The organism is Mycolicibacterium rutilum (assembly GCF_900108565.1).
Lineage (GTDB): Bacteria > Actinomycetota > Actinomycetes > Mycobacteriales > Mycobacteriaceae > Mycobacterium > Mycobacterium rutilum.
Genome location: NZ_LT629971.1, coordinates 5,761,182 through 5,786,379, shown reverse-complemented (window position 1 = coordinate 5,786,379; position 25,198 = coordinate 5,761,182). Strand labels below are relative to the sequence as shown.

Here is a 25,198-nt window from a genome sequence, read left to right as displayed (position 1 = left end):
CTCAGAGCAGGCGGCCTGCTTCCTCGAGGACGCCGCGCAGGATCTGGTAGATCGCGTCGAACTCCTTCTCGCCGCTGATCAGCGGGGGAGCCAGCTGCACGACCGGGTCACCGCGGTCGTCGGCGCGGCAGTACAGCCCCGCCTCGAACAACGCCGGGGTGAGGAAGCCGCGCAGCAGCCGCTCGGACTCCTCGTCGTTGAACGTCTCCTTGGTGGCCTTGTCCTTGACCAGCTCGATGCCGTAGAAGTAGCCCTCGCCGCGGACGTCGCCGACGATCGGCAGATCGTAGAGCTGTTCGAGGGTCGCGCGGAACTTCGGCGCGTTCTCCTTGACGTGGTCGTTGAGCCCCTCACGCTCGAAGATGTCGAGGTTGGCCAGCGCCACCGCCGACGACACCGGATGCCCGCCGAACGTGTAGCCGTGCGCGAACGTGGTCTTGCCGTCGTCGAACGGCTCGAACAGCCGGTCGCTGGCCACCATCGCGCCGATCGGCGAGTAGCCGGACGTCAAACCCTTTGCGCAGGTGATGATGTCGGGAACGTAGCCGAAGTCGTCGCAGGCGAACATCGAGCCGATCCGCCCGTAGGCGCAGATCACCTCGTCGGACACCAGCAGCACGTCGTACTCGTCGCAGATCTCCCGAACCCGCTCGAAATAGCCTGGGGGAGGGGGGAAGCAGCCGCCGGCGTTCTGCACCGGCTCCAAGAACACCGCCGCGACCGTGTCGGGACCCTCGAACTCGATGGCCTCGGCGATGCGGTTGGCGCAGTATTCGCCGAATGCCTTCTCGTCGTGCGCGTAGGGCTCGGGTGCGCGGTAGAAGTTGGTGTTCGGCGCGCGGAAGCCGCCGGGGGTCAACGGTTCGAACGGCGCCTTGAACACCGGAAGGCCGGTGATCGCCAACGCGCCCTGCGGCGTGCCGTGATAGGCGATCGCGCGCGAAACCACCTTGTGCTTACCGGGTTTGCCGGTCAGCTTGAAGTAGTTCTTGGCCAGCTTCCACGCCGACTCGACGGCCTCGCCGCCGCCGGTGGTGAAGAACACGCGGTTCAGATCGCCCGGCGCGTAGTTCGCGACCCGCTCGGCGAGTTCGATCGCGGTCGGCGTGGCGTAGGACCACAGCGGGAAGAACGCCAACTGCTCGGCCTGCTTGGCCGCCGCCTCGGCGAGTTCCTGCCTGCCGTGGCCCACCTGCACGACGAACAGGCCCGACAGCCCGTCGATGTAGCTCTTGCCCTTGCTGTCCCAGATCGTGACGCCCTCGCCGCGGGTGATGATCGGCGGCGTGATGCCCGCGCCGTGCCGGGCGAAATGGCCCCACAGGTGGCGGTTGGCCTTGGCTTCGAGATCGCTCGTGAGACTTTCGGTGATAGTCATCTGGTGCCCCAATTGTATTGCTGTTTAACAAGTTTCAAATAAACAAGAGTTTCGGTGGATATCACTCCCGGCAGGGCGCGGATCTGGGTGTTGAGCAGGTCGAGCAGGCTGTCGTCGTCCTCGCACACGACCTCGACGATGGCGTCGAACGAACCGGCGGTGAGCACGACGTAGTCCACCGACTCGAGCTCGGCCAGCTTCTCGGCGACCTTGGTGGTGTCACCGGTGCAGCGGATGCCGATCATGGCCTGGCGGGCGAAGCCCAGTTGCATCGGATCGGTGACCGCGACGATCTGCATGACGCCGGCGTCGACCATGCGCTGCACGCGCTGGCGGACAGCGGCCTCGGACAGGCCGACGGCCTTGCCGATGCCGGCATAGGAGCGGCGGCCGTCCTGCTGCAGCTTCTCGATGATCTGCTTGCTCAGGTCGTCCAGCTGAAACGCCGCGCCAGGTCGGGACTGGTTGACGCGGAATGACAGGGACCCGATGCTGTGCGCAGCACCCGGGGTAGGTGGCATGCCGATGATTGTGCACGGAATCCGTCGTAACAGGCAACCATCGCCATGAAATCCCTCGTTTGAAGGCCCTTCGGCAGCGGGATTGCGTAGCTGTAGGACGCCGAGTCGGTTAGGTTGGGCCCATGACTGCGACATCTGTTTCCACCAGCGTGGCAGGCAGCTGGATCGACGGGGCGCCGGTCACCACCGGCGGCGCCGCTCACCAGGTCATCAACCCGGCGACCGGGCAGCCGGTGGCCGATTACGCGGTGGCCACGCCGGCCGACGTCGACACCGCGGTGGCATCGGCACGCGCCGCGCTGGCCGACTGGTCGGGCGCGACGCCTGCCGAGCGGTCGGCGGTGCTGTTCAAGCTGGCGCAACTGGCCGGCGACGCCACCGATGCGCTGGTCGCCGAGGAGGTGAGCCAGACCGGCAAGCCGGTGCGGCTGGCAGCCGAGTTCGACGTGCCCGGCAGCGTCGACAACATCGACTTCTTCGCCGGCGCGGCCCGCCACCTGGAGGGCAAGGCCAGCGCCGAGTACTCCGGCGACCACACCTCCAGCATCCGCCGCGAGGCGGTCGGCGTCGTCGCGACCATCACGCCGTGGAACTATCCGCTGCAGATGGCGGTGTGGAAAGTGTTGCCCGCGTTGGCGGCCGGCTGCTCGGTGGTGATCAAACCGTGCGAGCTGACGCCGCTGACCACGCTGACGCTGGCGCGGCTGGCCAAGGACGCGGGCCTGCCCGACGGGGTGCTCAACGTGGTCACGGGGATGGGTGCCGACGTCGGCACGGCGCTGGCCGGGCACCGTGACGTCGATGTGGTGACGTTCACCGGGTCGACGCCGGTCGGCCGCAAGGTGATGGCCGCCGCCGCGGTGCACGGGCACCGGGTGCAGCTCGAACTCGGCGGCAAGGCGCCGTTCGTGGTGTTCGACGACGCCGACCTCGACGCGGCGATCCAGGGCGCGGCGGCCGGTGCGTTGATCAACACCGGCCAGGACTGCACGGCGGCCACCCGGGCGATCGTCGCCCGCGAGGTGTACGACGACTTCGTCGCCGGCGTCGCCGAGGTGTTCGGCAAGGTCGTCGTCGGGGATCCGCACGACCCCGACACCGATCTGGGCCCGCTGATCTCGATGGCGCACCGGGCGAAGGTGGCCGGGATGGTCGAGCGGGCACCGGGGCAGGGCGGGCGGATCGTGTGCGGAGGGGCGGCGCCGGACCGGCCGGGGTCGTTCTACCTGCCGACGGTCATCGCCGATGTGGCCGAACAGTCGGAGGTGTACCGCGACGAGATCTTCGGCCCGGTGCTGACCGTGCGCGCGTTCACCGACGACGACGACGCGCTGCGGCAGGCCAACGACACCGACTACGGTCTGGCCGCCTCGGCGTGGACCCGCGACGTGTACCGCGCGCAGCGGGCGTCGCGCGAGATCAAGGCCGGCTGCGTCTGGATCAACGACCACATCCCGATCATCAGCGAGATGCCGCACGGCGGCGTCGGCGCGTCCGGCTTCGGCAAGGACATGAGCGACTACTCGCTCGAGGAGTACCTCACCGTCAAGCACGTGATGAGCGATATCACCGGGGTCGCCGACAAGGAGTGGCACCGGACGGTGTTCGCGAAACGCTGAGGGCGCCGGTGGCGACGCGGGCGCCGGCACAGACGAGGCAGCGCACTACACTTCGTCGTATGACCGCCAGCGCGCGTGTCGACGAGTTCGAGGACCTGCGCCCGCATCTGATGTCCGTGGCCTATCGGCTGACCGGAACGGTGGCCGACGCCGAGGACATCGTGCAGGACGCCTGGCTGCGGTGGAGCACCGCCGATCAGGACTCCATCGCGGACCTGCGCGCGTGGCTGACGACAGTGGTGAGCCGGCTCGGCCTGGACCGGCTGCGGTCGGCGGCGCATCGGCGGGAAACCTATGTGGGCGAATGGCTTCCGGAGCCGGTGGTCACCGCGGTGGACGCCGACGATCCGCTGGCCGCGGTGGTGGCCGGTGAGGACGCGCGGTTCGCGGCGATGGTCGTGCTCGAGAAGCTCACGCCCGATCAGCGGGTGGCGTTCGTGCTGCACGACGGGTTCTCGGTGCCGTTCGGTGAGATCGCCGACGTGCTCGGGGTCAGCGCGGCCTCGGCGCGGCAACTGGCGACGCGGGCACGGCGGGCGGTGTCGACGGCACCGCCGCCCGTACCCGACGACGTCCACAACGAAGTCGCCGGCGCGCTGATGATGGCGCTGGCCGCCGGTGACATGGAAGCCGTTGTGCGCCTTCTGCATCCCGAGGCCACCTTCACGGGCGACTCGAACCGCCGGGCGCCGACCGCGCCGCGTGTCATCGTCGGCCCGGAGAAGGTGGCGCGCTTTCTGTTCGGCCTGGCCCGCCGCTACGGACCCGGCTGGCTGGACCAGAACCAGCCGGCGATGGTCAACGGTCAGCTCGGTCTATACACGTTCGGCTCCACACCGAACGAGGGCCGCCCGGCGGTGATGCCGCGGGTCACCGCGATGACGGTGCGCGACAACAGGGTCTGCGCAATCTGGGACATCGCCAACCCCGACAAGTTCACCGGTTCGCCGCTGCGGACCCTGGCGCAGCGGTAGGGCCGTCGGCGACATCGCGGATCTGGCTGAGCACCCGTGCCCCGACCTGAGCCGCCAGCGCCAGCGCCACCTGATCGTCGGGCGGCAGCTGCGCGATGAGTTCGGCGATGCGTTGCCGGCGGATTCCCTTGCGGATGTCCCATTGTTTGCGTCCTGCCTCACTGATCGTCACCAGGCGGGCGCGACCGTCCTCCGGATCGCTGCAGCGCTCGAGCAAGCCCTGCTGCTCCAACCGCTGAACCAGCTGCGTCATGCCCGATTGGCTCGCACCCTCGGCTTCGGCCAGGGCCGTCAGCCGCATCGGGCCCTGACGATCGAGCCGGTTGAGCACGAGCGTCGCGCTGGCACTCAAGGAGGCACGGTCGACGAGGTGGCGCCACAGCAGGTCAGCGCTCGTCACGACCATCTCTGAGATGGCTTCCATTCCGCGGGGATCGACCACGACGCTCACAGGCCATTCATATCACCTACAGGATGTATCCAACGAGGTGTGAAGCGATCGCTCCAGCGGCAGTTGACGCATGTCAATCTCAAGATGACGGTGCAGTCGGGAATATTACGGCGGCGGGTGGAAGTTCAGACACTGCGAGGCAATCGATCCGTGCAGCGTCGAATCACATAGGTGATATACATATGACTCCCGTGGCCGAGGAACCACCCGCGAGAACGATGCGTCGGCGCACGACGACGCGCCACACCGTCGTGCCCAGGGCCCTGCAGAGGGGCTGGCTGCCTGCCGTCACCGTCTTCGCACTGGCCGTCGGGTCCGTGGCGGTGTGGAAGGTGCACGAGATGTCGGCACCCGGACCGGTGCCGTCGGTGCTGCCCGCACAGGCGCCGGAACAGTTCACGCCGAAAACCATGACGTACGAGTTGTTCGGGTCGCCCGGCGACGGCGGCATGCTGACCTACATCGACCTCGACGGCAACCCGCATCGTGTCGACATCAGTGAACTTCCCTGGTCACATACCGAGACCACGACACTGACCGTGGTGTCCGGCAGCATCTCCGCCCAGGTCGAGGGCGGCGAGGTCGGCTGCCGGATCCTCGTGAACGACGTTGTCCGCGATGAGCGTTCGTCGACACACGCCAACGCCGACGTCACGTGCCGAGTCAAGTCCGCATGAGCTCGCACCGCGCAGGCAGGCCGTTCGCCGCGCGTGCCGTACGCGTGTTGGCGGTGCCGATCGTGGTGTTCTGGGCCCTGCTCGCGGTCATTACCAACACCTTCATCCCGCAGGTGGAGCGCGTCGCCGACGAACTCGCCGGCCCGATGATCCCGACGTACGCCCCATCGCAGGTCGCACTGCTGCATATCGGGGAGAAGTTTCAGGAGTCCGATTCGACCAACCTGACCATGCTGGTCCTCGAGGCCGACCGTCCACTCGACGAGGGCGACCACAGGTATTACGACGATCTGATCCGCCGCCTGCAGGCCGACACCGAGCACGTGCAGTACGTGATGAACCTGTGGGGCGAGCCCATCACCGCCGCCGGAGCCCAAAGTGTCGACGGCAAAGCCTCATTCGTGCTCCTGCGTCTCGCGGGCAACATCGGTCAGCTCGAGGCCAACGAGTCCGTCGACGCAGTCCGCGACATTGTCGCCGCCACCGCGCCGCCTCCCGGCCTGAGCGTCCACGTCAGCGGGGCAGCGCCACTGACCTCGGACACCCTCTCGGTCGCGAACTCCAGCCTCAACAACATCACGATCTTCACGATCATCCTCATCGTCGTGATGTTGCTGCTGGTCTACCGGTCGGTATCGTGCCTGTTGGTTCCACTACCGGCGGTGCTCATCGAGATGCTCGTCGCCAAGGGCGTCATCGCGACCCTCGGGCACTTCGGCTTCATCCCGCTGTCGTCCTTCGCGGTGAACGTGGTGGTCGCGCTGACATTAGGCGCCGGAACGGATTACGGCATCTTCCTGCTCGGCCGTTACCACGAGGCGCGCCAGGCCGGCGAATCCCGCGAGGACGCGTACTTCACCGCCTACCGAAGCGTGGCCCCGATCATCATCGGATCGGGGCTCACCATCGCGGGCGCCTGCTTGTGCCTGAGCTTTGCGCGTCTCGACTACTTCCACACCATGGGCCCGGCCGTGGCCATCAGCATGCTGTTCACCATCGCGGCGGCGTTGACACTTGCCCCCGCCCTGCTCACCCTCGGCAGCCTGCTGGCACTGTTCGATCCGACCCGCCCGAATAGTGGACGGCTGTACCGGCGCATCGCCACGAGCGTGGTGCGCTGGCCGAAACCCGTCCTCGTCGCGAGCACGGCGATCGTCATGGTGGGTGCGGTGTTCGTCCCGACGTACCGGGTCAACTACGACGACCGCGCGTACCAACCCGACGATGCGTCTGCCAATCTCGGTTTCCAGGCCGCCGACCGGCATTTCAACCAGAGCAAGCTGTTCTCCGAGATGCTGATGATCGAATCCGACCACGACATGCGCAACTCGGCGGACTTCATCTCCCTGGACCGCGTTGCCAAGGCCCTGATCGAGTTGCCCGGCGTCGCCATGGTGCAGAGCATCACCAGACCGCTGGGCCGGCCCCTGGAGCACGCGACCATTCCCTACCTGTTCACCACGCAGGGCAGCGTAAGTGGCCAGCAGCTGCCGTTCAACGAACAGCAGAACGAGAACACCGACAAGCAAGCCGAGATCCAGGCACGGTCGGTCGAGGTGCTGCAGCAGGTGATCACGATCACCCAGCAGATGTCGGCCGAACTGCACTCGACCACTGTGACGTTCGAGAACCTCAAGCAGGTGACGGACGACGTGAACGAGGGGATCTCCAACCTCGATGATTTCCTTCGTCCGCTCAAGAACTACTTCTACTGGGAGCCGCACTGTTTCAACATTCCTGTGTGCTTCGCCATGCGTTCGTTGTTCGACTCACTCGACGGCATCGACAGACTCGATGAGCAGATCGGCAATGCCGTCGTCTCGTTCGAAGCCATCGATCGCCTGCTGCCACAGATGATCTCGCAGTTGGAGCGGATGATCGCCGACAGCCAGGCCCTGCTGGGCGTCATCACCAACAACTACGGCCCCGCGCATCTGCAATCCACCCAGACCGATCAGACCTACTACGACCAGATCAATGTCGGCAACGACTTCGATGCGGCGCGCAGCGACGACTTCTTCTACATCCCGCACGAGGCGTTCGACAACGACGACGTCAAGACGGGAATGAAGCTGCTGATGTCACCGGACGGCAAGGCCGCCCGCTTCATCATCACCCACGAGGGCAACGCCATGGCTCCGGAAGGCATCGAGCACGTCGAGCAGTTCCCCGACGCGATCAAGAAGGCGCTCAAGGAGACATCGCTGGCCGGCGCCAGGATCTACATCGGCGGTGCGGCGTCGAACAACCTGGACATCAAGACCTATGCCGCATCGGATCTGCTCATCGTGGCGATCGCGGCGCTCGTGTTGATCTTCCTGATCATGTTGTATTTGACCCGAAGCCTGGTGGCCGCCTTGGTCATTCCCGGTACCGTCGCGTTCTCCTTCGCCGGCGCGTTCGGGCTGTCAGTGTTGGTGTGGCAGCACCTGATCGGGCTGCCGTTGCACTGGTTGATACTGCCGCTGAGCTTCATCATCCTCGTCGCCGTCGGGTCTGACTACAACCTGCTGTTGATCTCCCGCGTGAAGGAGGAGACCGGAGCCGGACTCAACACCGGCCTGATCCGCGCGTTGGGAAGTACGGGCGCCGTGGTGACCTCGGCCGGCCTGGTGTTCGCATTCACCATGCTGTCGATGCTCGTGAGCGATCTGCGCACGATCGGCCAGTTGGGCACGACCGTGTGTATCGGCCTGCTCCTCGACACCATGATCGTCCGTTCGCTGGTGGTGCCCTGCCTGCTGCGCCTGCTCGGCTCCTGGTTCTGGTGGCCCACTTTCATCCCGCAACGCCCGCGTCGGAGGGCATGACACGGCAGGAGATCACATGACCCCGTTCACGCTGTACGGCATCCTCGCGATCGTCTCGTTCTCCCTGATCTGGGTGGCCGCCGCCGGAGCGTTCATCTTCACCAGTCGGGTCAGGCGGCGCGCGCACGTCACCGCGACGCTGCGGGTCGGTGCCGCGACCGCCGCGGTGCGCAGGGTGGGCAAGCGCGCGCCGATGACCACCGACGAGCTCCATCTCGCCCGTCAGGTTCTCAACGACCGCGGCAATCCCCTGGCACTTGCGATTCCGGCCACGCTGTTCTTCCTGGGCTGCTTCTACGTGTTCGGCAGCCTCGAGGAGCTGCACGGGCGAACGCCGTCCGAACGCACGTTCCTCGGCGTGTTCCCGATGATCACTTCGGTGAACATGAGCCTGCAGATCCTGCGCAGCGTGCGGCTCAAGAGGCGGGCCCGCGGCATGAAACCCACGGGCCCGCCCGATGCCTGCGCTGACGGTGGCGCAGCCGGCGTCAGTTCGGCTCGGCAGTAGCCCACGGAACCCGGCACGCGTCACCGGAATTGAAACCCTGCTCGGTGATCCCGAGCGCCGAGTACATCCGCGCGCGCATGTTCTCGACGCCGATCTGGTAGGTCAGCTCGATGACGCCGTCGTCGCCGAAGCGGCGTTTGAGGTCGTCGACCTGCTCGTCGGTGATGGTGTGCGGGTCGGAGGTCACCGCGTCGGCGTAGGCGATGGCGGCGCGCTCGTCGTCGGAGAACAACGGCGGGGTCGCGTAATCGTCGATGTGCTTGAGCCGGTCGACGTCGAGGCCGTCGAGGCGCTGCAACATCGAACCGAAATCCACGCACCATGAGCAGCCGACGGTGCGGGCCGTCCAGAACACCGCGATTTCGAGGACGTTCTTGGGCAGCTTCTTCGACGCCGACTGCAGCATGCCTTCGTGCACGACGTTGGCCATCATCAGCCGGGGGTGGTGGGCGGCGACGGCGAAGGGTTCGGGCACCTCACCGAACCGGCGCTTGGCCACCCGGTAGAAGACCTTCGTCAGCAGTGAGGCGCGCTGCGGGGGGAGCGGTTCGATGCGGGGCTTCTGTGCGTTTTCGGTCATATCCGATAGACGAGACGGCCGGCCGAAGTGTGACAGCTGCCGGGTCTGGGGACGCTTGCGGGGCGAAGAGATGTTTGCCGGGCGGCGCGCCACGATTTGTGTATTTGCGATCGCAAGCACATTATTAACGTTATCGTTAGATACTTGACAGGGGGGAGGGGCGGTGGCGTCCGCTGCGCGGCTGTACGGCGATTCGCCACTGATTCGGTTGCGGCACGGCGCGAAAGGCTGCCCAAGCCACTTCAGTCGACCATCTGCCATGCGGATCGAGCACAACAGGCGCCCTGTCGAATCGGCCGCCCGGTGATGCCATACCGCCTCGCCCAGGTCGGGAGCGGGACCGGGCGAAGGTGGCCCCCAGGGGCCGCGATCGAGTTTGCGGACGCGCGTGAGCGCACCGTGCGAAGCGCCGCCGGCCCGGGCCGGTGCCGCCGGGCCGCTTGGAGGCCGATGTAAGCACCTTCCCGCCGAAACCCACCGACGCCCGTTCGCACCAGGTTCATCAGAGAGCCCGCTGGATGTGTGCAGGGCGGCTGCAAGAGAAACCAATTCGAAGACCAAAGGAAGAAATGCACGCAGTATCACGTCCGAAGTTCGCCACCGGAATCGCGCTGGCCGGCGCCGCGGTGATCGCCCTGTCGCCGGTGACGGTTCCCCTGCCCGACGCCGTCGAGCGGGTGACCGCCGCCGCGCCGTCGGTGCAGCTGACCGCGATCGACAATCCATTCCCGCTGTGGGAGGCGATCACCCAGCAGGCCGTCGGCGGTCTGCAAGCGCTCGTCGAGGAGTACCTCGCCGACCCGGCGCCGATCCTGACGCAGATCGCGCGCAATCAAGCGCAGAGCATCACCGAACTCGCCTTCCTCGGCACGACCTATGTGTCGTCGCTCGGCACGTCGGCCTGGAACCTGCCGGCCGACGTTCTGGAGATCCTTGCTGATCTGCAGGCAGGCAACGTCAATGCGGCCGTGCAGCAGCTGGTCGCGACACTGAGGGCCCCGCTCGACATGACGGCATGGTTGGCCCGCGAAGCGTTCCCGATCCTGGTGCGTCCGATCGACCGGTTGCTGGGTCTCGCCACCGCACTGCCGGCCGTGATCAGCCCGATCGTGGACGCCATCATGGTCGCCGGCAGCACGTACATCATGTCGGTCGCCGGCACCGCCGACGACGTCTGGCGCGGCATCAAGGCCCTGGACTTCGATCGTACGGTCAACGCGCTGCTGACCGGGCTGGCCGTGATTCCGGCGACCGCGCTGGGCCTGGTGGCCGCACCCCTGCAGGGCTGGATGGGAGCCAGCGCAGTCATCGCCAAGGTGCTGCGCGACATCGATCCGCCGCCGGGGCTGCCCACCGTCGCCCCGACCGCGCTGCCCGATCCGGAGGCGCCATCGCTGAGTATTGATGTCCCGCAGCAGGACTCGCAACCTGATGTCACGGCGCAACGCAACGCGGTGGCACAGCAGGTCTCGGTGAGCGAGTCGATCGACGTCGTCAAGGACGCCGACGTGGATGTCGACGTGGATGTCGAGGAAGACGTCGAGAAGCCGGTCCGGCCGAAGGTGCGCAATGGGTTGGCGTTCTCGCCGGGCAGCACCAGCGCGGACGTCACCGAATCCGACGGGGCCGACGATGTCGCCGACGAAGCGGCAGCGACCGATACGGGCGTCGAGCCGACCGGAGCCGGAACCGCCGCTGCCGACACCGGTGCTGACAAGGCGGACTCGGACAGCGACGACTGACGCCGGGTGATTTCGGTGCGCTACCGGTCGCTCAGTGGGTGTTGCGAAATGCCGAGTGAGGTGTTTGGCGTTCGGGACTGAGCGCGACACGATGAGTTATGGCTCGTTCGTATCGTCCTGTGGTGCGTGATCAGGAGTTCTTGTTGCCGCCGAATATGGCGGACTGGCTGCCTGCAGATCATCTGGTGTGGTTTGTCCTTGATGTGGTCGAGCAACTCGACACTTCGAGGTTGCACGCACAGCGGCGCACTGGTGGCGTCGGGCGGGCGGGTTATGACCCGGATATGTTGTTGGCGTTGTTGATCTATGCCTATGCGACAGGGCAGCGGTCATCGCGCCAGATTGAACGGTTGTGCACCGACCATGTCGCCTATCGGGTGGTGTGTGCTCAGGACCGGCCGGATCACACCACGATCGCGCGATTCCGCGCGGCTCACGATGAGGCGTTCACCGACCTGTTCGCCCAGGTGCTGCGCTTGTGCGCCCAAGCCGGGATGGTTCAGGTCGGGGTGGTTTCTATTGATGGCACCAAGATCGCAGCCAACGCCTCGAAATCAGCGAACCGGTCTCAGCGGTGGGTGGCTGAGCAAGCTCGCCGGATCGCCGAGGATGTGGTCAGTCAAGCCGCCGCGGTCGATGCCGCCGAAGACGCCGCAGAAGCCCAAGCCGGCCCGGCGCAGCGCCCGCCGGCCGAATTGGCTACCCCTGCCGGGCGCGCGGCGGCGATCAAGAGGGCCAAGGAAGAGATCGCCCGTCAAGACGCCGCCAACGCCGAGGCCGACGCTGCCGATGAGGCCCGTCAAGAGCACTACCTGCAGCGCGTGGAGGCCGGTGAAGTCGTGTCGAGTCGACCACCGGCTGGAGTGGATCAGGTGCGCCTGTATCAGGCCAGGATTGCCCGTGAACAGCGGCGTCTGGCCCCGTTGCTGAATGTGCGCGGGACCGCAGAGGCCAACCAGCGTGCCGCGATTCGCAAGATCCTCAAGAAGGCCCAAGCCGGATTGGCCCGGGCTCAGCAAGAGCAGGCCGCCGGGCTGGCTGACCGGCGGGGCGCGTCTGAACGCCGACGCGTCCGCCTCGGCGTTCAGCGTGGCCAGGCACGCGGGCCTGTGGTCAATCTGACCGATCCGCAGGCTCGATTGATGGTCGAGGGCGCCGGCGGCGGATCGGTTCAGGGCTACAACAGCCAGATCGTGTGCTCTGATGACCACTTCGTGATCGGGTTGCACATCTCCCAAGACGCCAACGATCTACATTGCTGGACACCAGCTTTGGCTGCGGCCACGACCCACATGGATGCCCTCAACAAGACGATCGAATTGGTCCTAGCCGACAACGGCTACTTCACCGAAGACAACATCACCAGCCCCGGGCCCGAGCGGCTCATAGCCCCGGGCCGGGGTCGAGCCGTTCATCACGACGCTAAACACCAATCCATTCAAGGCCCGCCACCACCGGATCTGTCACCGCGCGATGCGATGCGTCACACCCTGCGCGACCCCGAGCAGGCCCAACGATACAAACGCCGTTCGGCAACCGTGGAACCGGTAATCGGACACCTCAAAGACCGCATCGGCCTACGCCGCTTCGCCCGCCGCGGCCTGGCAGCCGTCAGCGCCGAACTGCATCTGGCCGCCGCAGCACTGAACCTCACTAAACTCCACACAGCCACCGCCGGATAACTCCGGCATCACCGTTGCACCCGGCGACATCCCCACCATCACCGGCTCACCGCTCACAAATCGCAACACCCACTCAGCGACTGTTAGCGCACCGAAATCGCCGTCAGCGCGCGAACATCAGCGCGCGCTTGACCTCCTGGATCGCCTGGGTCACCTGGATGCCGCGCGGGCAGGACTCAGTGCAGTTGAACGTCGTGCGGCAGCGCCACACCCCGTCGACCTCGTTGAGGATGTCCAACCGCTCGGCGGCGGCCTCATCGCGGCTGTCGAAGATGAACCGGTGCGCGTTGACGATCGCGGCCGGGCCGAAGTACGACCCCTCGCTCCAGTAGATCGGGCAGCTGGTCGTGCAGCACGCGCACAGGATGCACTTGGTGGTGTCGTCGTAGCGAGCCCGGTCGGTCTGGCTCTGAATGCGTTCGCGGGTCGGCGGATTGCCGCTGGTGATCAGGTACGGCTTGATCGCACGGTAAGCGTCGAAGAACGGCTCCATGTTGACCACCAGATCCTTCTCCACGGGCAGCCCGCGGATCGGCTCGATCGTGATGGTCAGCTGTTTGCGCGGGTTCTTCGGCAGCATGTCGCGCATCAACACCTTGCACGCCAACCGGTTGACGCCGTTGATGCGCATGGCATCCGAACCGCACACCCCGTGCGCGCACGACCGGCGGAACGTCAACGTGCCGTCGAGGTACCACTTCACGTAGTGCAGCAGGTTGAGCAGCCGGTCGGTGGGCAGGCACGGCACCCGGAAGCTCTGCCAGCCGGCGGCGTCGGGATCCTCCGGGTTGAACCGGGCGATCTTGAGCGTCACCATCACCGCGCCCTCGGGCACGGGCGGCAGTTCGGGATCCTTGGTCTCGACCTCAGGCGCGATAGTCATGTCGTCAGTACTTCCGTTCCATCGGCTCATAGCGCGTCTGGACCACGGGCTTGTAGTCCAGCCGGATGTCGGACAGAAGGTCCGAACCTTCCTTGTAGGCCATGGTGTGGCGCATGTAGTTGGTGTCGTCGCGGTTCGGGTAGTCCTCACGGGCATGCCCGCCGCGGGACTCCTTGCGGTTGAGCGCGCCGACGACGGTGACCTCGGCGAGCTCGAGCAGAAAGCCCAGCTCGATCGCCTCGAGCAGATCGCTGTTGTAGCGCTTGCCCTTGTCGTGCACGGTGATTCGCGCGTAGCGCTCCTTGAGGGCATGGATGTCGGTTAACGCCTGCTTGAGCGTCTCCTCGGTGCGGAACACCGCGGCGTTGTTGTCCATCGACTGCTGCAGCGCACCGCGGATGTCGGCGACGCGCTCGTTGCCGTGCTCGGAGAGGATGTCGCCGACCCAGTCGACCACCATGCCCGCCGGGTTCTCCGGCATGTCGACGAAGTCGTGGCCCAGCGCGTAGTTCGCGGCGGCGATGCCGGCGCGACGGCCGAACACGTTGATGTCGAGCAGCGAGTTGGTGCCCAACCGGTTGGCGCCGTGCACGGACACGCACGCGCACTCGCCCGCGGCGTAGAGGCCGGGCAGCGGAGTCGTGTTGTCTCGCAACACCTGACCGTTGACGTTGGTCGGGATGCCGCCCATCACGTAGTGACACGTCGGGTACACCGGCACGAGTTCCTTGACCGGGTCGACACCGAGGTAGGTGCGGGCGAACTCGGTGATGTCGGGCAGCTTGGCCTCGAGCACGTCCTCGCCGAGATGGCGCACGTCGATGTAGACGTAGTCCTTGTTCGGTCCGGCGCCGCGGCCTTCGAGCACCTCGAGCACCATCGAGCGCGCCACGATGTCACGCGGGGCCAGGTCGACGATCGTCGGCGCGTAGCGCTCCATGAAGCGCTCGCCCTCGCCGTTGAGCAGTCGACCGCCCTCGCCGCGCACGGCCTCGGAGATCAGGATGCCCAGCCCGGCCAGGCCGGTCGGATGGAACTGGTGAAACTCCATGTCCTCCAACGGCAGTCCCTTGCGGAACACGATGCCCAGACCGTCGCCGGTCAGGGTGTGGGCGTTGGAGGTGGTCTTGTACATGCGGCCCGAACCGCCGGTGGCGAACACGATCGCCTTGGCGTGGAACACGTGGATGTCACCGGTCGCCAGCTCGTAGGCGATGACGCCGGTGGCCACCGGGCCGGACTGCGTCTCGGTGATCGCGACGTCGAGCGCGTAGAACTCGTTGAAGAACTCGACGTCGTGCTTGACGCAGTTCTGGTACAGCGTCTGCAGAATCATGTGGCCGGTGCGGTCGGCGGCGTAGCAGGCCCGGCGCACGGGCGCCTTGCCGTGGTCTCGGGTGTGCCCGCCGAAGCGGCGCTGGTCGATGCGGCCCTCGGGGGTGCGGTTGAACGGCATCCCCATCTTCTCGAGGTCGAGCACCGCGTCGATGGCTTCCTTGCACATGATCTCGACGGCGTCCTGGTCGGCGAGGTAGTCGCCGCCCTTGACGGTGTCGAAGGTGTGCCACTCCCAGTTGTCCTCTTCGACATTGGCCAGCGCGGCGCACATGCCGCCCTGTGCCGCACCGGTGTGGCTGCGCGTCGGGTACAGCTTTGTCAGCACCGCGGTGCGGGCGCGCGGGCCCGCCTCGACCGCGGCGCGCATGCCTGCGCCGCCTGCGCCGACGATCACGACGTCGTAGCGATGTTCCTGAATCATCAGTCGTCCTCTATGAGATGTTCGCGTCGAAGGTGACCAGCACGTAGCTGCCGAGCACCAGCGTGAAGCCCGTCGCCAGCAGCAGCACCGAGTTCAGCCAGAACTTCGTGGTGTTCTTGCGGGCGTAGTCGCCGATGATGATGCGCAGCCCGTTGCCGCCGTGCAGCATCGCCAGCCACAGCAGCGCCATGTCCCAGATCTGCCAGAACGGTGACGCCCAGCGTTCGGCGACGTAGTTGAAGTCGATGCGGTAGACGCCGTCCTGCCACATCAGCATCACGAACAGGTGCCCGAGCGCGAGGAACACCAGCGCGACACCGGAGAAGCGCATGAACAACCAGGCGTACTTCTCGAAGTACGGGATGCCGCGGGGGCGGCGCGGCGCCCGCGGATGGTCCAGACCGGCCGGGCGGTCGTGTTCCTTCTCCATCACCGGGGCGATGCGGCCCTCGCGGTGGTGCGGGGTCCAGGCCGCGCCGGCGCCGCTGTTCTCCGGCGCGCTCACAGGAACCGCTCCGCCATGTGCATTCCGATCACTCCCAAAGACGGTATGAAGATCGCCAGGAACACGCCGATCACGATCCACAGCATCGTTCGCTGGTAGCGGGCGCCGTGCTGCCAGAAGTCGATCAGGATGATGCGGATGCCGTTGAGGGCGTGATAGAGCACGGCGACGACCAGACCGATCTCCAGCAATCCGATGATCGGCGTCTTGTAGGTCTCGATGACCTCGTTGTAGGCCTGCGGGCTGACGCGCACGAGCGCGGTGTCGAGGACATGGACGAACAAGAAGAAGAAGATCGTCGCACCGGTGATGCGGTGCAGCACCCACGACCACATCGCGGGATCGCCGCGATACAGCGTCCGTCTGCGCGCCGGTCCGGATCGAGGTGCCGGTACCGCCGGTCCCTCGGATACTTGAGTACTCATCTGGCCTCCAACGCCTTCGGTGGACGTTTGGGGTGTCGGGCTGGCACCGGGCGGTGAGGATCGGTCCGGTTCGTGCACTTCACCCAAACCTCGGGGCGACTCTAATCCCAGTTGTACTGCTAAACGAACTACGGTCGAGGAGTCGGTGTCTGTAAAAACGCCGAAGTTAGGGTTGCCTTATTCCGCATCTCGGTGTGGTACAGGCGACTTCAGAATGGATTCAGAGTCGGCCTGGTGAGGGTGAGGCGATGTCCGATATCGATTGGGAACTGTTGCGGTACAAGGCGATTGAGGCCGCCACGCATGCGTACGCCCCATACTCGAGGTTCCCGGTGGGGGCCGCAGCGCTGGTCGACGACGGTCGAGTGGTCACCGGTTGCAATGTGGAAAATGTCTCATATGGCCTAGGTCTCTGTGCCGAGTGCGTCGTGACCGGCAACCTGTTCGCCGGCGGGGGCGGACGGCTGGTCGCGCTGGCGTGTGTGGACGGCGCCGGGCGGGTGCTGATGCCGTGCGGCCGGTGCCGGCAGGTGTTGCTGGAGCACGGCGGACCGCAGCTGCTCATCGACCATCCCGGCGGACCCGTACCCCTGGACGATCTGCTGCCCGACGCGTTCGGGCCGCAGGATCTGGCCCGCCGCGACGGCGGGACGCCGTGAGCTCCTTCGACGCGCCCACGGTGATCCGGATCAAGCGCGACGGCGCAGCGCTGCCGGATGCGGCGATAGACTGGGTCATCGACGCCTACACCCGCGGCGCGGTCGCCGACGAGCAGATGTCGGCGCTGCTGATGGCGATCTTCCTGCGGGGGATGACGACGCCGGAGATCGCGCGCTGGACCGCGGCCATGGTGAACTCCGGCGAGCGACTCGACTTCACCGACCTGCGGCGCGACGGTAAGCCACTGGCATTGGTGGACAAGCATTCCACCGGTGGGGTCGGCGACAAGATCACCATCCCGCTGGTGCCGGTGGTGATGGCCTGCGGCGGCGCGGTGCCCCAGGCCGCCGGCCGTGGCCTCGGTCACACCGGCGGCACGCTCGACAAGCTGGAGTCGATCCCCGGGTTCACCGCGGAACTGCCGAAAGGACAGATCCGCCAACAGCTTTCCGGCATCGGCGCGGCGATCTTCGCCGCGGGTGAGCTGGCGCCCGCGGACCGCAAGATCTACGCGCTGCGCGACGTCACCGCCACCACCGAATCGCTGCCACTGATCGCGAGCTCGGTGATGAGCAAGAAGATCGCCGAGGGCGCCCGCGCGCTGGTGCTCGACACCAAGGTCGGCTCGGGGGCGTTCCTCAAAACCGAACAGGAAGCACGTGACCTGGCCCGCACGATGGTCGACCTCGGCGCCGAGCACGGGCTGGCCACCCGCGCGCTGCTGACCGACATGTCGGCCCCGCTGGGGCGCGCGGTCGGCAACGCCGTCGAAGTGGTCGAGTCGCTGGAGGTGCTGGCCGGGGGAGGGCCGCCCGACGTGGTGGAGCTGACGCTGGCGCTGGCCGCCGAGATGCTCGACGCCGCGGGTCTCGACGGCGTCGACCCCGCGCAGACCCTGCGCGACGGTTCGGCGATGGACGCATTCGGCGCGCTGGTCACGGCCCAGGGCGGCGACTGGGACGCGAAGTTGGCCGAGCGGTTGCCGGTCGGTCCCCACACCGAAACCATCACCGCGCCGCGCGATGGCACGATGGAGAGTATCGACGCGATGGCGGTGGGTCTGGCGGTGTGGCGGCTCGGGGCGGGCCGCTCGCTTCCCGGTGAGCGGGTGCAGTCCGGCGCCGGGCTGCACATCCACCGGCGAATCGGCGAGCCGGTCAGCGCCGGCGAGCCGCTGTTCACGCTGTACACCGAGACGCCCGAGCGGTTCGAGCCCGCGATGGCCGAACTGGACGGCGGCTGGGTCGTCGGCGCCACCGCATCGCCGCCGCGTCCCTTGATCATCGACCGAATCACGAGTGGAGACTGAACCGGAGAGCGAAATGACGACGCCGCTGACGCTGGACTCGATCAGACAAGCGCCCAAGGCGCTGCTGCACGACCACCTCGACGGCGGGCTGCGCCCGTCGACCGTCCTCGAACTGGCCGACATCAGCGGCTACGACGACCTACCCGCCTCCGACGTCGACGAACTCGCCACGTTCTTCCGCACCGCCGCGCACAGCGGGTCGCTGGTGCGCTACCTGGAGCCGTTCGCGCACACCGTCGGGGTGATGCAGACCGCCGAGGCGCTGCACCGGGTGGCCTACGAATGCGTCGAGGACCTGGCCGACGACAACGTCGTCTACGCCGAGATCCGGTTCGCTCCAGAGCTGCACATCGATGCGGGGCTGTCGCTGGACGCGGTCGTGGACGCGGTGCTGGCCGGGTTCGCCGACGGGGAGAAGGCCGCCAGCGCCGAGGGGAAGTCGATCACGGTGCGCTGCCTGGTCACCGCGATGCGGCACGCCGCGCGGTCCCGCGAGATCGCCGAGCTGGCGATCCGGTTCCGCGACAAGGGCGTCGTCGGCTTCGACATCGCCGGCGCCGAGGCGGGCTACCCGCCGACCCGGCACCTCGACGCCTTCGAGTACATGCGAGGCAACAACGCGCGCTTCACGATTCACGCGGGTGAGGCGTTCGGCCTGCCGTCCATCCACGAGGCGATCGCGTTCTGCGGCGCCGACCGGCTGGGCCACGGTGTGCGCATCGTCGACGACATCACCGTCGCGCCCGACGGCAGCGCGCGGCTGGGCCGGCTGGCGGCGCTGTTGCGCGACAAGCGGGTTCCGTTCGAGATGTGCCCGTCGTCGAACGTGCAGACCGGCGCCGTCGCCAGCATCGCCGACCATCCGTTCGACCTGTTGGCGCGGTTGCGGTTTCGCGTCACCGTCAACACCGACAACCGGCTGATGAGCGACACCACGATGAGCCACGAGATGCTGCGCCTGGTCGAGACGTTCGGCTACGGCTGGAGCGATCTGCAGCGGTTCACGATCAACGCGATGAAGTCGGCGTTCATCTCGTTCGACGAGCGGCTGTCGATCATCGACGACGTGATCAAGCCGCGCTACGCGGTCCTGATCGGCTAGCCCCCTTTTTCTGCGCGAGCAGACGCAAATTGCCCAAGAAACAGGCGATTTCGGGACAGTTCGCGTCTGCTCGCCGGAAGAGTGGGGGCCTCTATTCGGGGCGCAGGCGGGATTCGACGAACGCCTCCAACGCCTCCCACTGCGCAACCGCCTCGGCGTACGGCGGGCTCGGCCGACTCGCCGTGTCGGGCTCGAGCACCGAGGCGATGAGCCGGCCCAGCGGCTTGTCCGCGTCCAGGGCGCGGTCGACGGTGGTGTCCTCGGAGTAGTCGCCGATGTCCTTGAGCAGTTCGACGGCCAGTTCCAGCTGGTCGTGATCGAGCGCGTCGGGGCCGTCGGCCAGATCGTCGACGATGCCGGTGAGCACGTAGACGTTGTCCTCGGTCACCTCGACCTGCAGGGAGCCGTCGGTGGCCGCGGTGCGGATGTCGTCGTAGGTGGCCAGGTCGGACAGATCGTGGTCGTGCTCGTCGGCCAGATACCGCGCCAGCGCCCGCTCGGAGGTGAACACGCTGATGCGGCCGTTGCGGCCGAGGAAGACCGGCTGATCGTCGAGGTAGCAGCGCAGCGTGTAGTAGGTGCCGGCGCTGGTCATCATCCGGACCGGGTCGATGCCGACCTTGAGCCAGAAGTCCTCGTCGCTGCCGAGCACCTGGTTCTGCGCCTGGGAGACGAGCGCATCGTCGGTCTCCTCGTCGTCCTCGCCGCTCTCGGTCTCCTCGGCTTCCGCTGCGCCCACGGCGATCTCGTCCTCGGGCTCGGGTTCGGGCGCGGGCTCGGCGAGTTCGGCCTCGGCCTTCTTCGACGCGCCGGCGTCGACGTCGGGGGTGGTCACCACTTCGTCGATCGCGTCGACGACCGAGTCCCACGCCCGCGCGATGACGGCCTCGATCTCGGCCCACCGCTTGCGGCCGCTGCGGCCCGAGAACGCGTCGATCCCGCCGCCGAGTGTGCCGAGCACGGGGTTGCCGTTGAAGAACCGGGCGACCGCGGGCAGCTCGCAGACCGACCCGATCGACGAGACGATCACCAGGGTGCGGTGCAGCTGCGTGACCCGCTCCTCGTTGACCTTCTCGGCGACGATGTCGGGCACGCCGACGACGTCGTAAAGATGGTCCTCGGCCGGGTCGAGCCGGTGCGCGTTGGCCTGCGTCAGCTTCTCCCACGCCGGGTGGTCGACGAGGTCGTTGTCGGTGTTGGTCCGGACGAAGGCGACGAGGTCGGCGACCGACTCGAAGACATAGAGGTCCTCGTCCTTGCCGAGCAGGGCCTCCCATTCGTCGCCCCCATCGCGCCAGCGTGGAGCCCACAACGTGTACAGGTCGCCCTTGGTCAAGCCGAGCCGGATCGGCACGAGGTCAGCAGCCATGGCGCACAGCCTAACCACCGGGCCCCGCGGTCAAGCTGGCACAGGGCCGTGTGGCGTCAGGCGGTCGGTCGCCAGAACCCCTGGAAGCCCTGACCGGCGTTGCTGGTCCGGATCGCGGACAGTTTGACCGGATCGCCGGCCTCGATCATCTGGCCGTTGCCGACGACCATCGCGACGTGACCGTCCCAGACCGCGAGATCACCCGGCCGCAGGTCGCCGGCGCCGACGGGCGCACCGACGTCCTGCTCCTGGGCCAGCCGCGGCAGCCCGAGGCCGGCCTCCGAATACGCCCACTGGGTCAGGCCGCTGCAGTCCAGCCCGACGCCCGGCGTGGTGCCGCCCCACCGGTACGGCACCCCGAGCTGCGTCAGCGCGTACCGGACCGCGTCGGCGGCGACCGCGTTCGGCGCCGTCGCGGTGCTGCCGTCGGGCAGGCGCACCGCCACCCCGTCGCCGAACATCGCCGCGTCCGGCGGCTCGGGTCTGGCCGACTCGGCGAGGTCCCGCACCAGCGTGCCGAGCGCCCCGGCACCGGAGCCGCCACCTGACGAAGGGCTCAGCCCGCCGGTAACGCCGGTGAACGGTGACGATGCACCCGCCGGGGTCGTGGCCGCCGGCGCTGAGGCGCCCGGTGGCGGGCCGGAGGTCGCGGCCACGTCGGCCGCGTGGCCGTCGAGCTCCGCGCGCAATTCGTCGAGCACGGCGATTGCCTCGGCCAGCGACCGGCGTGCGTCGGCGATCAACTCTTCGACCACCTCTGGCGAGTCGAGGAACGGCTCGAGTGCCGCCGCGCGGGACTCGAACCCCGAGACGATGTCGCGCAGCCGTCGATGCGCCCGACCCACCGCCGTGCCCGCCGCATCCGCCGAGCCGCCGAGTCGGCCCATCCGCTCGGCGAGCGCCTCGGCCTCGGTGACCGTCGCGGTGAGGAACTCCGCCGCTGCGTCGGCGCCCGACCCCGACCAGCGCTCGGCGGTGTCGCGCCACGCGCGGCCCGCGGAGTCCGACACCCCGTAGAGCGCGGTGCGCACGCTGTGCAGCGCGGCGGCCAGCTCACCGTCCGGACCGGGACCGACGAGTGCTGCCATCTCGCGCAGCGGCGCCGCCAACGCGTCCGCAAGACCGCCGGGCATTCTCAGAGGCCGCCGACCCGGGCGCCGGCGCGGCCGTCGGCGTCGTCGTAGGCCGACGCCGTGCGTGCGGCGGCCGCTTGTGTTCGCCGCGCGCGGGCCTGCAGCGCGGCCAGCGCTCGGGCTTCCTGATCGAGCGCGGCCGTCAGCGCCGCGACGAACGACCGCCCGACGGGGCCGAACGAGGCCGCGGCATAGGGCATGTCGGACAGCCGCGAGGCGATGGCGGCCAGTTCGTCGGCGTGCGCGGCGTTCGCCGTGGCCAGGGCTCGGATCGCATCGGTGTCGGCGTGCATGTCGGTAGGACGCGCCGCGACGGCGTCCGGTTCCCGTTAAGGTCTGCCCCATGGATGTGCGCGTCGTCGATCACCCGCTGGCGGCCGCACGACTGACCACGCTGCGCGACGCGAGCACCGACAACGCGGCGTTCCGCGCCGCGCTGCGCGACCTGACGCTGATGCTGGTGTACGAGGCCACCCGCGACGCCGCCGTCGAGACCACCCGCGTGCGCACCCCGCTGGCCGAGACCGACGGCTGCCGGCTGGGCAACCCGCCGCTGTTGGTGCCGGTGCTGCGCGCCGGGCTCGGCATGGTCGACCAGGCCCACGCGCTGATCCCCGAGGCGCGCGTCGGGTTCGTCGGGGTGGCCCGCAACGAGGAGACCCACGAGCCGACCCCCTACCTCGAATCGTTGCCCGACGACTTGAGCACGCAGCCGGTCTTCGTGCTCGACCCGATGCTGGCGACGGGCGGCTCGATGGCGCACACCATCGAATTGCTGCACTGCCGCAAGGCCGTCGACATCACCGCGATCTGCGTCGTCGTCGCACCGGAGGGGCTGGCCGCGCTGGAGCAGGCGGCGCCCGACATCCGGCTCATCACCGCGACCATCGACGACCACCTCAACGAGGCCGCCTACATCGTGCCGGGTCTCGGCGACGCCGGCGACCGCCAGTTCGGCCCGCGTTAGAGCCGGGCGGCGACGTCGGCGAGTTCGGTGCGGACCTGACGCGCCTTGGCCCGCGCGCCGTCGAGGTCGTTGACGTCGGCGCAGTGAACTTCGATGTAAGACTTCACCTTCGGCTCGGTTCCCGACGGGCGCACCACGACCCGCACCGAGACGCCGTCGTCGCCGCCCGACAGCACCACCGCGTCGGTCCCGTCGCCCAGCAGATCCGTCGCCGTCACCGAATATCCGGCCAGCGTGTCCGGCGGTGTCTCGCGCAGCCGCGTCATCACCGCGGTCGCCTCGTGGGCGTCCTCGACGGTGCGTGACACCACCGTCGTGTCGTGCACACCGTGGCGGCGGGCCAGGTCGTCGAGCGCGTCGAGCAGTGTGTGCCCGCGGTCGCGCAGCGCCGCGATCAGGTCGCACACCAGCACCGCGGCGCTGATGCCGTCCTTGTCGCGCACGGCCGACGGGTCGACGCAGTGACCGATCGCCTCCTCGTAGGCGTACACCAGCGTGCACCCGGGCAGGTCGGTGTCCGCGCGTGACAGCCACTTGAAGCCGGTGGGGGTCTCGACGTGCCGCGCGCCGTGTTCCGCGGCGATCGCGGCCAGCATGCGTGAGGACACCAGCGAACTGGACACCACCGTGTGCTCGGTGACCGGGCCCGGCTCGAACTGCGACAGGATGTAATCGCCCAGCAGCCAACCGGTTTCGTCGCCGGTCAGCATGCGCCAGCCGTCGGAGGTCGGGACGCCGACCGCGCACCGGTCGGCGTCGGGGTCCAGCGCGATCGCGACCTCGGCGTCCACCTCGGCCGCGAGTTTGAGCACCGCCTCGACCGCGGCGGGATCCTCCGGGTTCGGCGACTCGACCGTGGGGAAGTCGGCGTCCGGAGCGAACTGGTCCTCGACGACGTGCACGTCGTTGAAGCCGGCGCGCACCAGGGCGTCGAGCGCGAACTCACCGCCGACGCCGTGCAGCGGGGTCAGCGCCACGCGCACCGCGCCGTGGGTGTGCCGGATGGTGGCGGCGCGTTCGACGTAGCGCTGTATCTCGCCGACACCGCCGGGTTGCACCGGGTGGCGCGGGATCTCGTCAGCGGGTGGCGCGTCGGCCATCGCCTGTTCGATCTCGCGGTCGGTGGGCGAGATGATCGGGAAGCCGCCGCCGAAGTACACCTTGAACCCGTTGTCCGACGGCGGGTTGTGCGAGGCGGTGATCTGGATCCCCGCTGCCGCGGGCACATTGCGCACCGCGAAGGCGACGACCGGCGTCGGCACGGCCGTCAAGAACAGTGTCACCGGGAAGCCCTGCGCAGCAAGCACTTCGGCGGCCGCCAACGCGAAGTCGTCGGACCCGTGGCGGGCGTCGCGGCCGACCACGACGTCCTGGCCGTCGAGGCCGCGGTCCTTGAGCACCTTGGCCACCGCCCAGGTCGCCCGCAACACGACTGCCAAGTTCATGCCGCTGGGCCCGCCCCGCAGCGGCCCGCGCAATCCGGCAGTGCCGAATGTCAGCGGCTGGGCGAACCGTGCCTCGAGTTCCTCTTCGGAGCACTCGAGCAGTTCGGCGGCGGTTTTGGGATCGGGGTCGTGTGAGATCCACTCCTGTGCAGTCGTTGTGGCTCGCGACACAGTCATGCCGTCAGTGTGCCCACTTTCGACTCCGCATAAGCCAGCTTGCGTAAGACCGGAGCGACGAGCATCAGCAGGTCGAATTCGAGCTGGGACAGGTTGTCGCGCATCGTCGCGTGCAGCCAGGCGTCACGCTCGGCGCGGTCGGCGTCGAGCAGGTCGCGGCCGGCGGCGGTGAGTTCGATGAGCTGGCGGCGCCGGTCGGTTTCGTCGGGCCTGCGCACGATCAGGTCGCGGCCGAGCAGTTCGTTGATCCCGTCGGTGAGCGACTGGACCCGCACCTGCAGCCGCGCGCCGAGTTCGGCCGGGGTGGTGGTTCCGGCGCGGCTGATCTCGCCGAGCAGTTCCATCTGGCTCAGGGTCAGGCCGTGGTCGGGCCGGTGCCGTCGCATCTGACGGGTCACCGCCATCATCGACTCCCGCAGTTCGGTGGCGGCCGACCTCGAGTTCACAGCACGCTCCATAACCAAGTTATACCTTGGTAAATCCCCAATGTCACCAATGAACTGCCTGGTTACGATCGTGATT

General features: G+C 67.8%; 23 protein-coding genes and 1 pseudogene. 11 read left to right on the top strand and 13 right to left on the bottom strand.

The window, feature by feature from the left end; genetic code table 11:
• Window position 1 precedes the first annotated feature (1 nt).
• Together BLW81_RS28110 and BLW81_RS28105 are read right to left on the bottom strand one after the other, a co-directional pair.
• Window positions 2-1,378 carry an aspartate aminotransferase family protein gene (locus BLW81_RS28110; RefSeq protein ID WP_083410051.1) on the bottom strand — a complete coding sequence of 459 codons (1,377 nt, stop codon included), beginning with the start codon at window positions 1,376-1,378 and terminating at the stop codon, window positions 2-4.
• Window positions 1,375-1,899, bottom strand: coding sequence for an Lrp/AsnC family transcriptional regulator (locus BLW81_RS28105; RefSeq protein WP_083410050.1), 525 nt, complete (start codon window positions 1,897-1,899; stop codon window positions 1,375-1,377). The genes BLW81_RS28110 and BLW81_RS28105 overlap by 4 nt, the downstream gene beginning before the upstream one ends.
• Window positions 1,900-2,021: 122 nt before the next feature.
• On the opposite strand from BLW81_RS28105, the gene BLW81_RS28100 reads away from it, so the two are divergent.
• Together BLW81_RS28100 and BLW81_RS28095 are read left to right on the top strand one after the other, a co-directional pair.
• Entirely contained in the window at window positions 2,022-3,518 is a 1,497-nt protein-coding gene (locus tag BLW81_RS28100; protein WP_083410049.1) for a gamma-aminobutyraldehyde dehydrogenase, read from the top strand.
• Window positions 3,519-3,577: 59 nt separating this feature from the next.
• The gene (locus BLW81_RS28095; RefSeq protein WP_083410048.1) at window positions 3,578-4,492 is read left to right on the top strand and encodes a sigma-70 family RNA polymerase sigma factor; all 915 of its coding nucleotides are present in this window, start codon (window positions 3,578-3,580) and stop codon (window positions 4,490-4,492) included.
• Here BLW81_RS28095 and BLW81_RS28090 read toward each other — a convergent pair.
• On the bottom strand, window positions 4,455-4,943 hold the full coding sequence (locus BLW81_RS28090; RefSeq protein WP_083410047.1) for a MarR family winged helix-turn-helix transcriptional regulator: 489 nt from the start codon (window positions 4,941-4,943) through the stop codon (window positions 4,455-4,457). The genes BLW81_RS28095 and BLW81_RS28090 overlap by 38 nt on opposite strands.
• A gap of 218 nt (window positions 4,944-5,161) precedes the next feature.
• Here BLW81_RS28090 and BLW81_RS28085 point away from each other — a divergent pair, with 218 nt between their 5' ends.
• The 3 genes from BLW81_RS28085 to BLW81_RS28075 are packed head-to-tail and all read left to right on the top strand — an operon-like array spanning window position 5,162 to window position 8,938.
• A complete protein-coding gene (locus BLW81_RS28085; protein ID WP_235632364.1) occupies window positions 5,162-5,620 on the top strand; it encodes an MmpS family transport accessory protein in 459 nt (152 codons plus the stop codon).
• A complete protein-coding gene (locus tag BLW81_RS28080; protein WP_173839689.1) occupies window positions 5,617-8,430 on the top strand; it encodes an MMPL/RND family transporter in 2,814 nt (937 codons plus the stop codon). The genes BLW81_RS28085 and BLW81_RS28080 overlap by 4 nt, the downstream gene beginning before the upstream one ends.
• A 16-nt stretch (window positions 8,431-8,446) precedes the next feature.
• Window positions 8,447-8,938: a hypothetical protein gene (locus BLW81_RS28075; protein ID WP_235632117.1), complete on the top strand. Its 492-nt coding sequence runs from the start codon at window positions 8,447-8,449 to the stop codon at window positions 8,936-8,938.
• Here BLW81_RS28075 and BLW81_RS28070 read toward each other — a convergent pair.
• Window positions 8,919-9,551, bottom strand: a pseudogene (locus tag BLW81_RS28070) (carboxymuconolactone decarboxylase family protein); the annotation flags it as partial. The gene BLW81_RS28075 and the pseudogene BLW81_RS28070 overlap by 20 nt on opposite strands.
• A 536-nt stretch (window positions 9,552-10,087) precedes the next feature.
• Here BLW81_RS28070 and BLW81_RS28065 point away from each other — a divergent pair.
• Window positions 10,088-11,260, top strand: coding sequence for a hypothetical protein (locus BLW81_RS28065; RefSeq protein WP_083410043.1), 1,173 nt, complete (start codon window positions 10,088-10,090; stop codon window positions 11,258-11,260).
• A gap of 122 nt (window positions 11,261-11,382) precedes the next feature.
• Window positions 11,383-12,942: a transposase gene (locus BLW81_RS28060; protein WP_235632108.1), complete on the top strand. Its 1,560-nt coding sequence runs from the start codon at window positions 11,383-11,385 to the stop codon at window positions 12,940-12,942.
• A 103-nt stretch (window positions 12,943-13,045) separates the two neighbouring features.
• On the opposite strand, the gene BLW81_RS28055 is transcribed toward BLW81_RS28060, so the two are convergent.
• The 4 genes from BLW81_RS28055 to sdhC all read right to left on the bottom strand — a co-directional run bounded on the left by BLW81_RS28055 (window position 13,046) and on the right by sdhC (window position 16,514).
• Window positions 13,046-13,825: a succinate dehydrogenase iron-sulfur subunit gene (locus BLW81_RS28055; RefSeq protein WP_083410042.1), complete on the bottom strand. Its 780-nt coding sequence runs from the start codon at window positions 13,823-13,825 to the stop codon at window positions 13,046-13,048.
• 4 nt (window positions 13,826-13,829) lie between these two features.
• Window positions 13,830-15,584 carry a succinate dehydrogenase flavoprotein subunit gene (sdhA, locus tag BLW81_RS28050; protein WP_083410041.1) on the bottom strand — a complete coding sequence of 585 codons (1,755 nt, stop codon included), beginning with the start codon at window positions 15,582-15,584 and terminating at the stop codon, window positions 13,830-13,832.
• 10 nt (window positions 15,585-15,594) lie between these two features.
• Window positions 15,595-16,014, bottom strand: a complete 420-nt coding sequence (locus BLW81_RS28045; protein WP_157898017.1) for a succinate dehydrogenase hydrophobic membrane anchor subunit — start codon at window positions 16,012-16,014, stop codon at window positions 15,595-15,597.
• A gap of 71 nt (window positions 16,015-16,085) precedes the next feature.
• On the bottom strand, window positions 16,086-16,514 hold the full coding sequence (gene sdhC, locus BLW81_RS28040; protein WP_083410039.1) for a succinate dehydrogenase, cytochrome b556 subunit: 429 nt from the start codon (window positions 16,512-16,514) through the stop codon (window positions 16,086-16,088).
• Between the two features lie 248 nt (window positions 16,515-16,762).
• On the opposite strand from sdhC, the gene BLW81_RS28035 reads away from it, so the two are divergent.
• From BLW81_RS28035 to BLW81_RS28025, 3 genes are read left to right on the top strand one after another with little or no spacing between them, the layout of a single operon-like run.
• Window positions 16,763-17,173, top strand: coding sequence for a cytidine deaminase (locus BLW81_RS28035; protein ID WP_083410038.1), 411 nt, complete (start codon window positions 16,763-16,765; stop codon window positions 17,171-17,173).
• Window positions 17,170-18,483, top strand: a complete 1,314-nt coding sequence (locus tag BLW81_RS28030) for a thymidine phosphorylase (RefSeq protein ID WP_083410037.1) — start codon at window positions 17,170-17,172, stop codon at window positions 18,481-18,483. The genes BLW81_RS28035 and BLW81_RS28030 overlap by 4 nt, the downstream gene beginning before the upstream one ends.
• A gap of 13 nt (window positions 18,484-18,496) precedes the next feature.
• Entirely contained in the window at window positions 18,497-19,585 is a 1,089-nt protein-coding gene (locus BLW81_RS28025) for an adenosine deaminase (RefSeq protein WP_083410036.1), read from the top strand.
• 91 nt (window positions 19,586-19,676) lie between these two features.
• On the opposite strand, the gene satS is transcribed toward BLW81_RS28025, so the two are convergent.
• Genes satS through BLW81_RS28010 form a run of 3 tightly spaced genes read right to left on the bottom strand, consistent with a single transcriptional unit; the run spans window position 19,677 to window position 22,380 of the window.
• A complete protein-coding gene (satS, locus tag BLW81_RS28020) occupies window positions 19,677-20,954 on the bottom strand; it encodes a protein export chaperone SatS (protein WP_083410035.1) in 1,278 nt (425 codons plus the stop codon).
• Window positions 20,955-21,010: 56 nt separating this feature from the next.
• Window positions 21,011-22,087, bottom strand: coding sequence for a C40 family peptidase (locus BLW81_RS28015; RefSeq protein ID WP_083410034.1), 1,077 nt, complete (start codon window positions 22,085-22,087; stop codon window positions 21,011-21,013).
• Window positions 22,088-22,089: 2 nt separating this feature from the next.
• Window positions 22,090-22,380, bottom strand: coding sequence for a type VII secretion target (locus BLW81_RS28010; protein WP_083410033.1), 291 nt, complete (start codon window positions 22,378-22,380; stop codon window positions 22,090-22,092).
• Between the two features lie 50 nt (window positions 22,381-22,430).
• On the opposite strand from BLW81_RS28010, the gene upp reads away from it, so the two are divergent.
• A complete protein-coding gene (gene upp, locus BLW81_RS28005) occupies window positions 22,431-23,054 on the top strand; it encodes a uracil phosphoribosyltransferase (protein ID WP_083410032.1) in 624 nt (207 codons plus the stop codon).
• Here upp and BLW81_RS28000 read toward each other — a convergent pair.
• Both BLW81_RS28000 and BLW81_RS27995 read right to left on the bottom strand, forming a co-directional pair.
• On the bottom strand, window positions 23,051-24,676 hold the full coding sequence (locus BLW81_RS28000) for a phospho-sugar mutase (protein WP_083410031.1): 1,626 nt from the start codon (window positions 24,674-24,676) through the stop codon (window positions 23,051-23,053). The two genes, upp and BLW81_RS28000, sit on opposite strands and share 4 nt — an antisense overlap.
• Window positions 24,673-25,134 (bottom strand): MarR family winged helix-turn-helix transcriptional regulator, encoded by a 462-nt coding sequence (locus BLW81_RS27995; RefSeq protein WP_083410030.1) that lies wholly within the window; start codon window positions 25,132-25,134, stop codon window positions 24,673-24,675. Before BLW81_RS27995 ends, BLW81_RS28000 begins: the two co-directional genes overlap by 4 nt.
• Window positions 25,135-25,198: the final 64 nt, after the last annotated feature.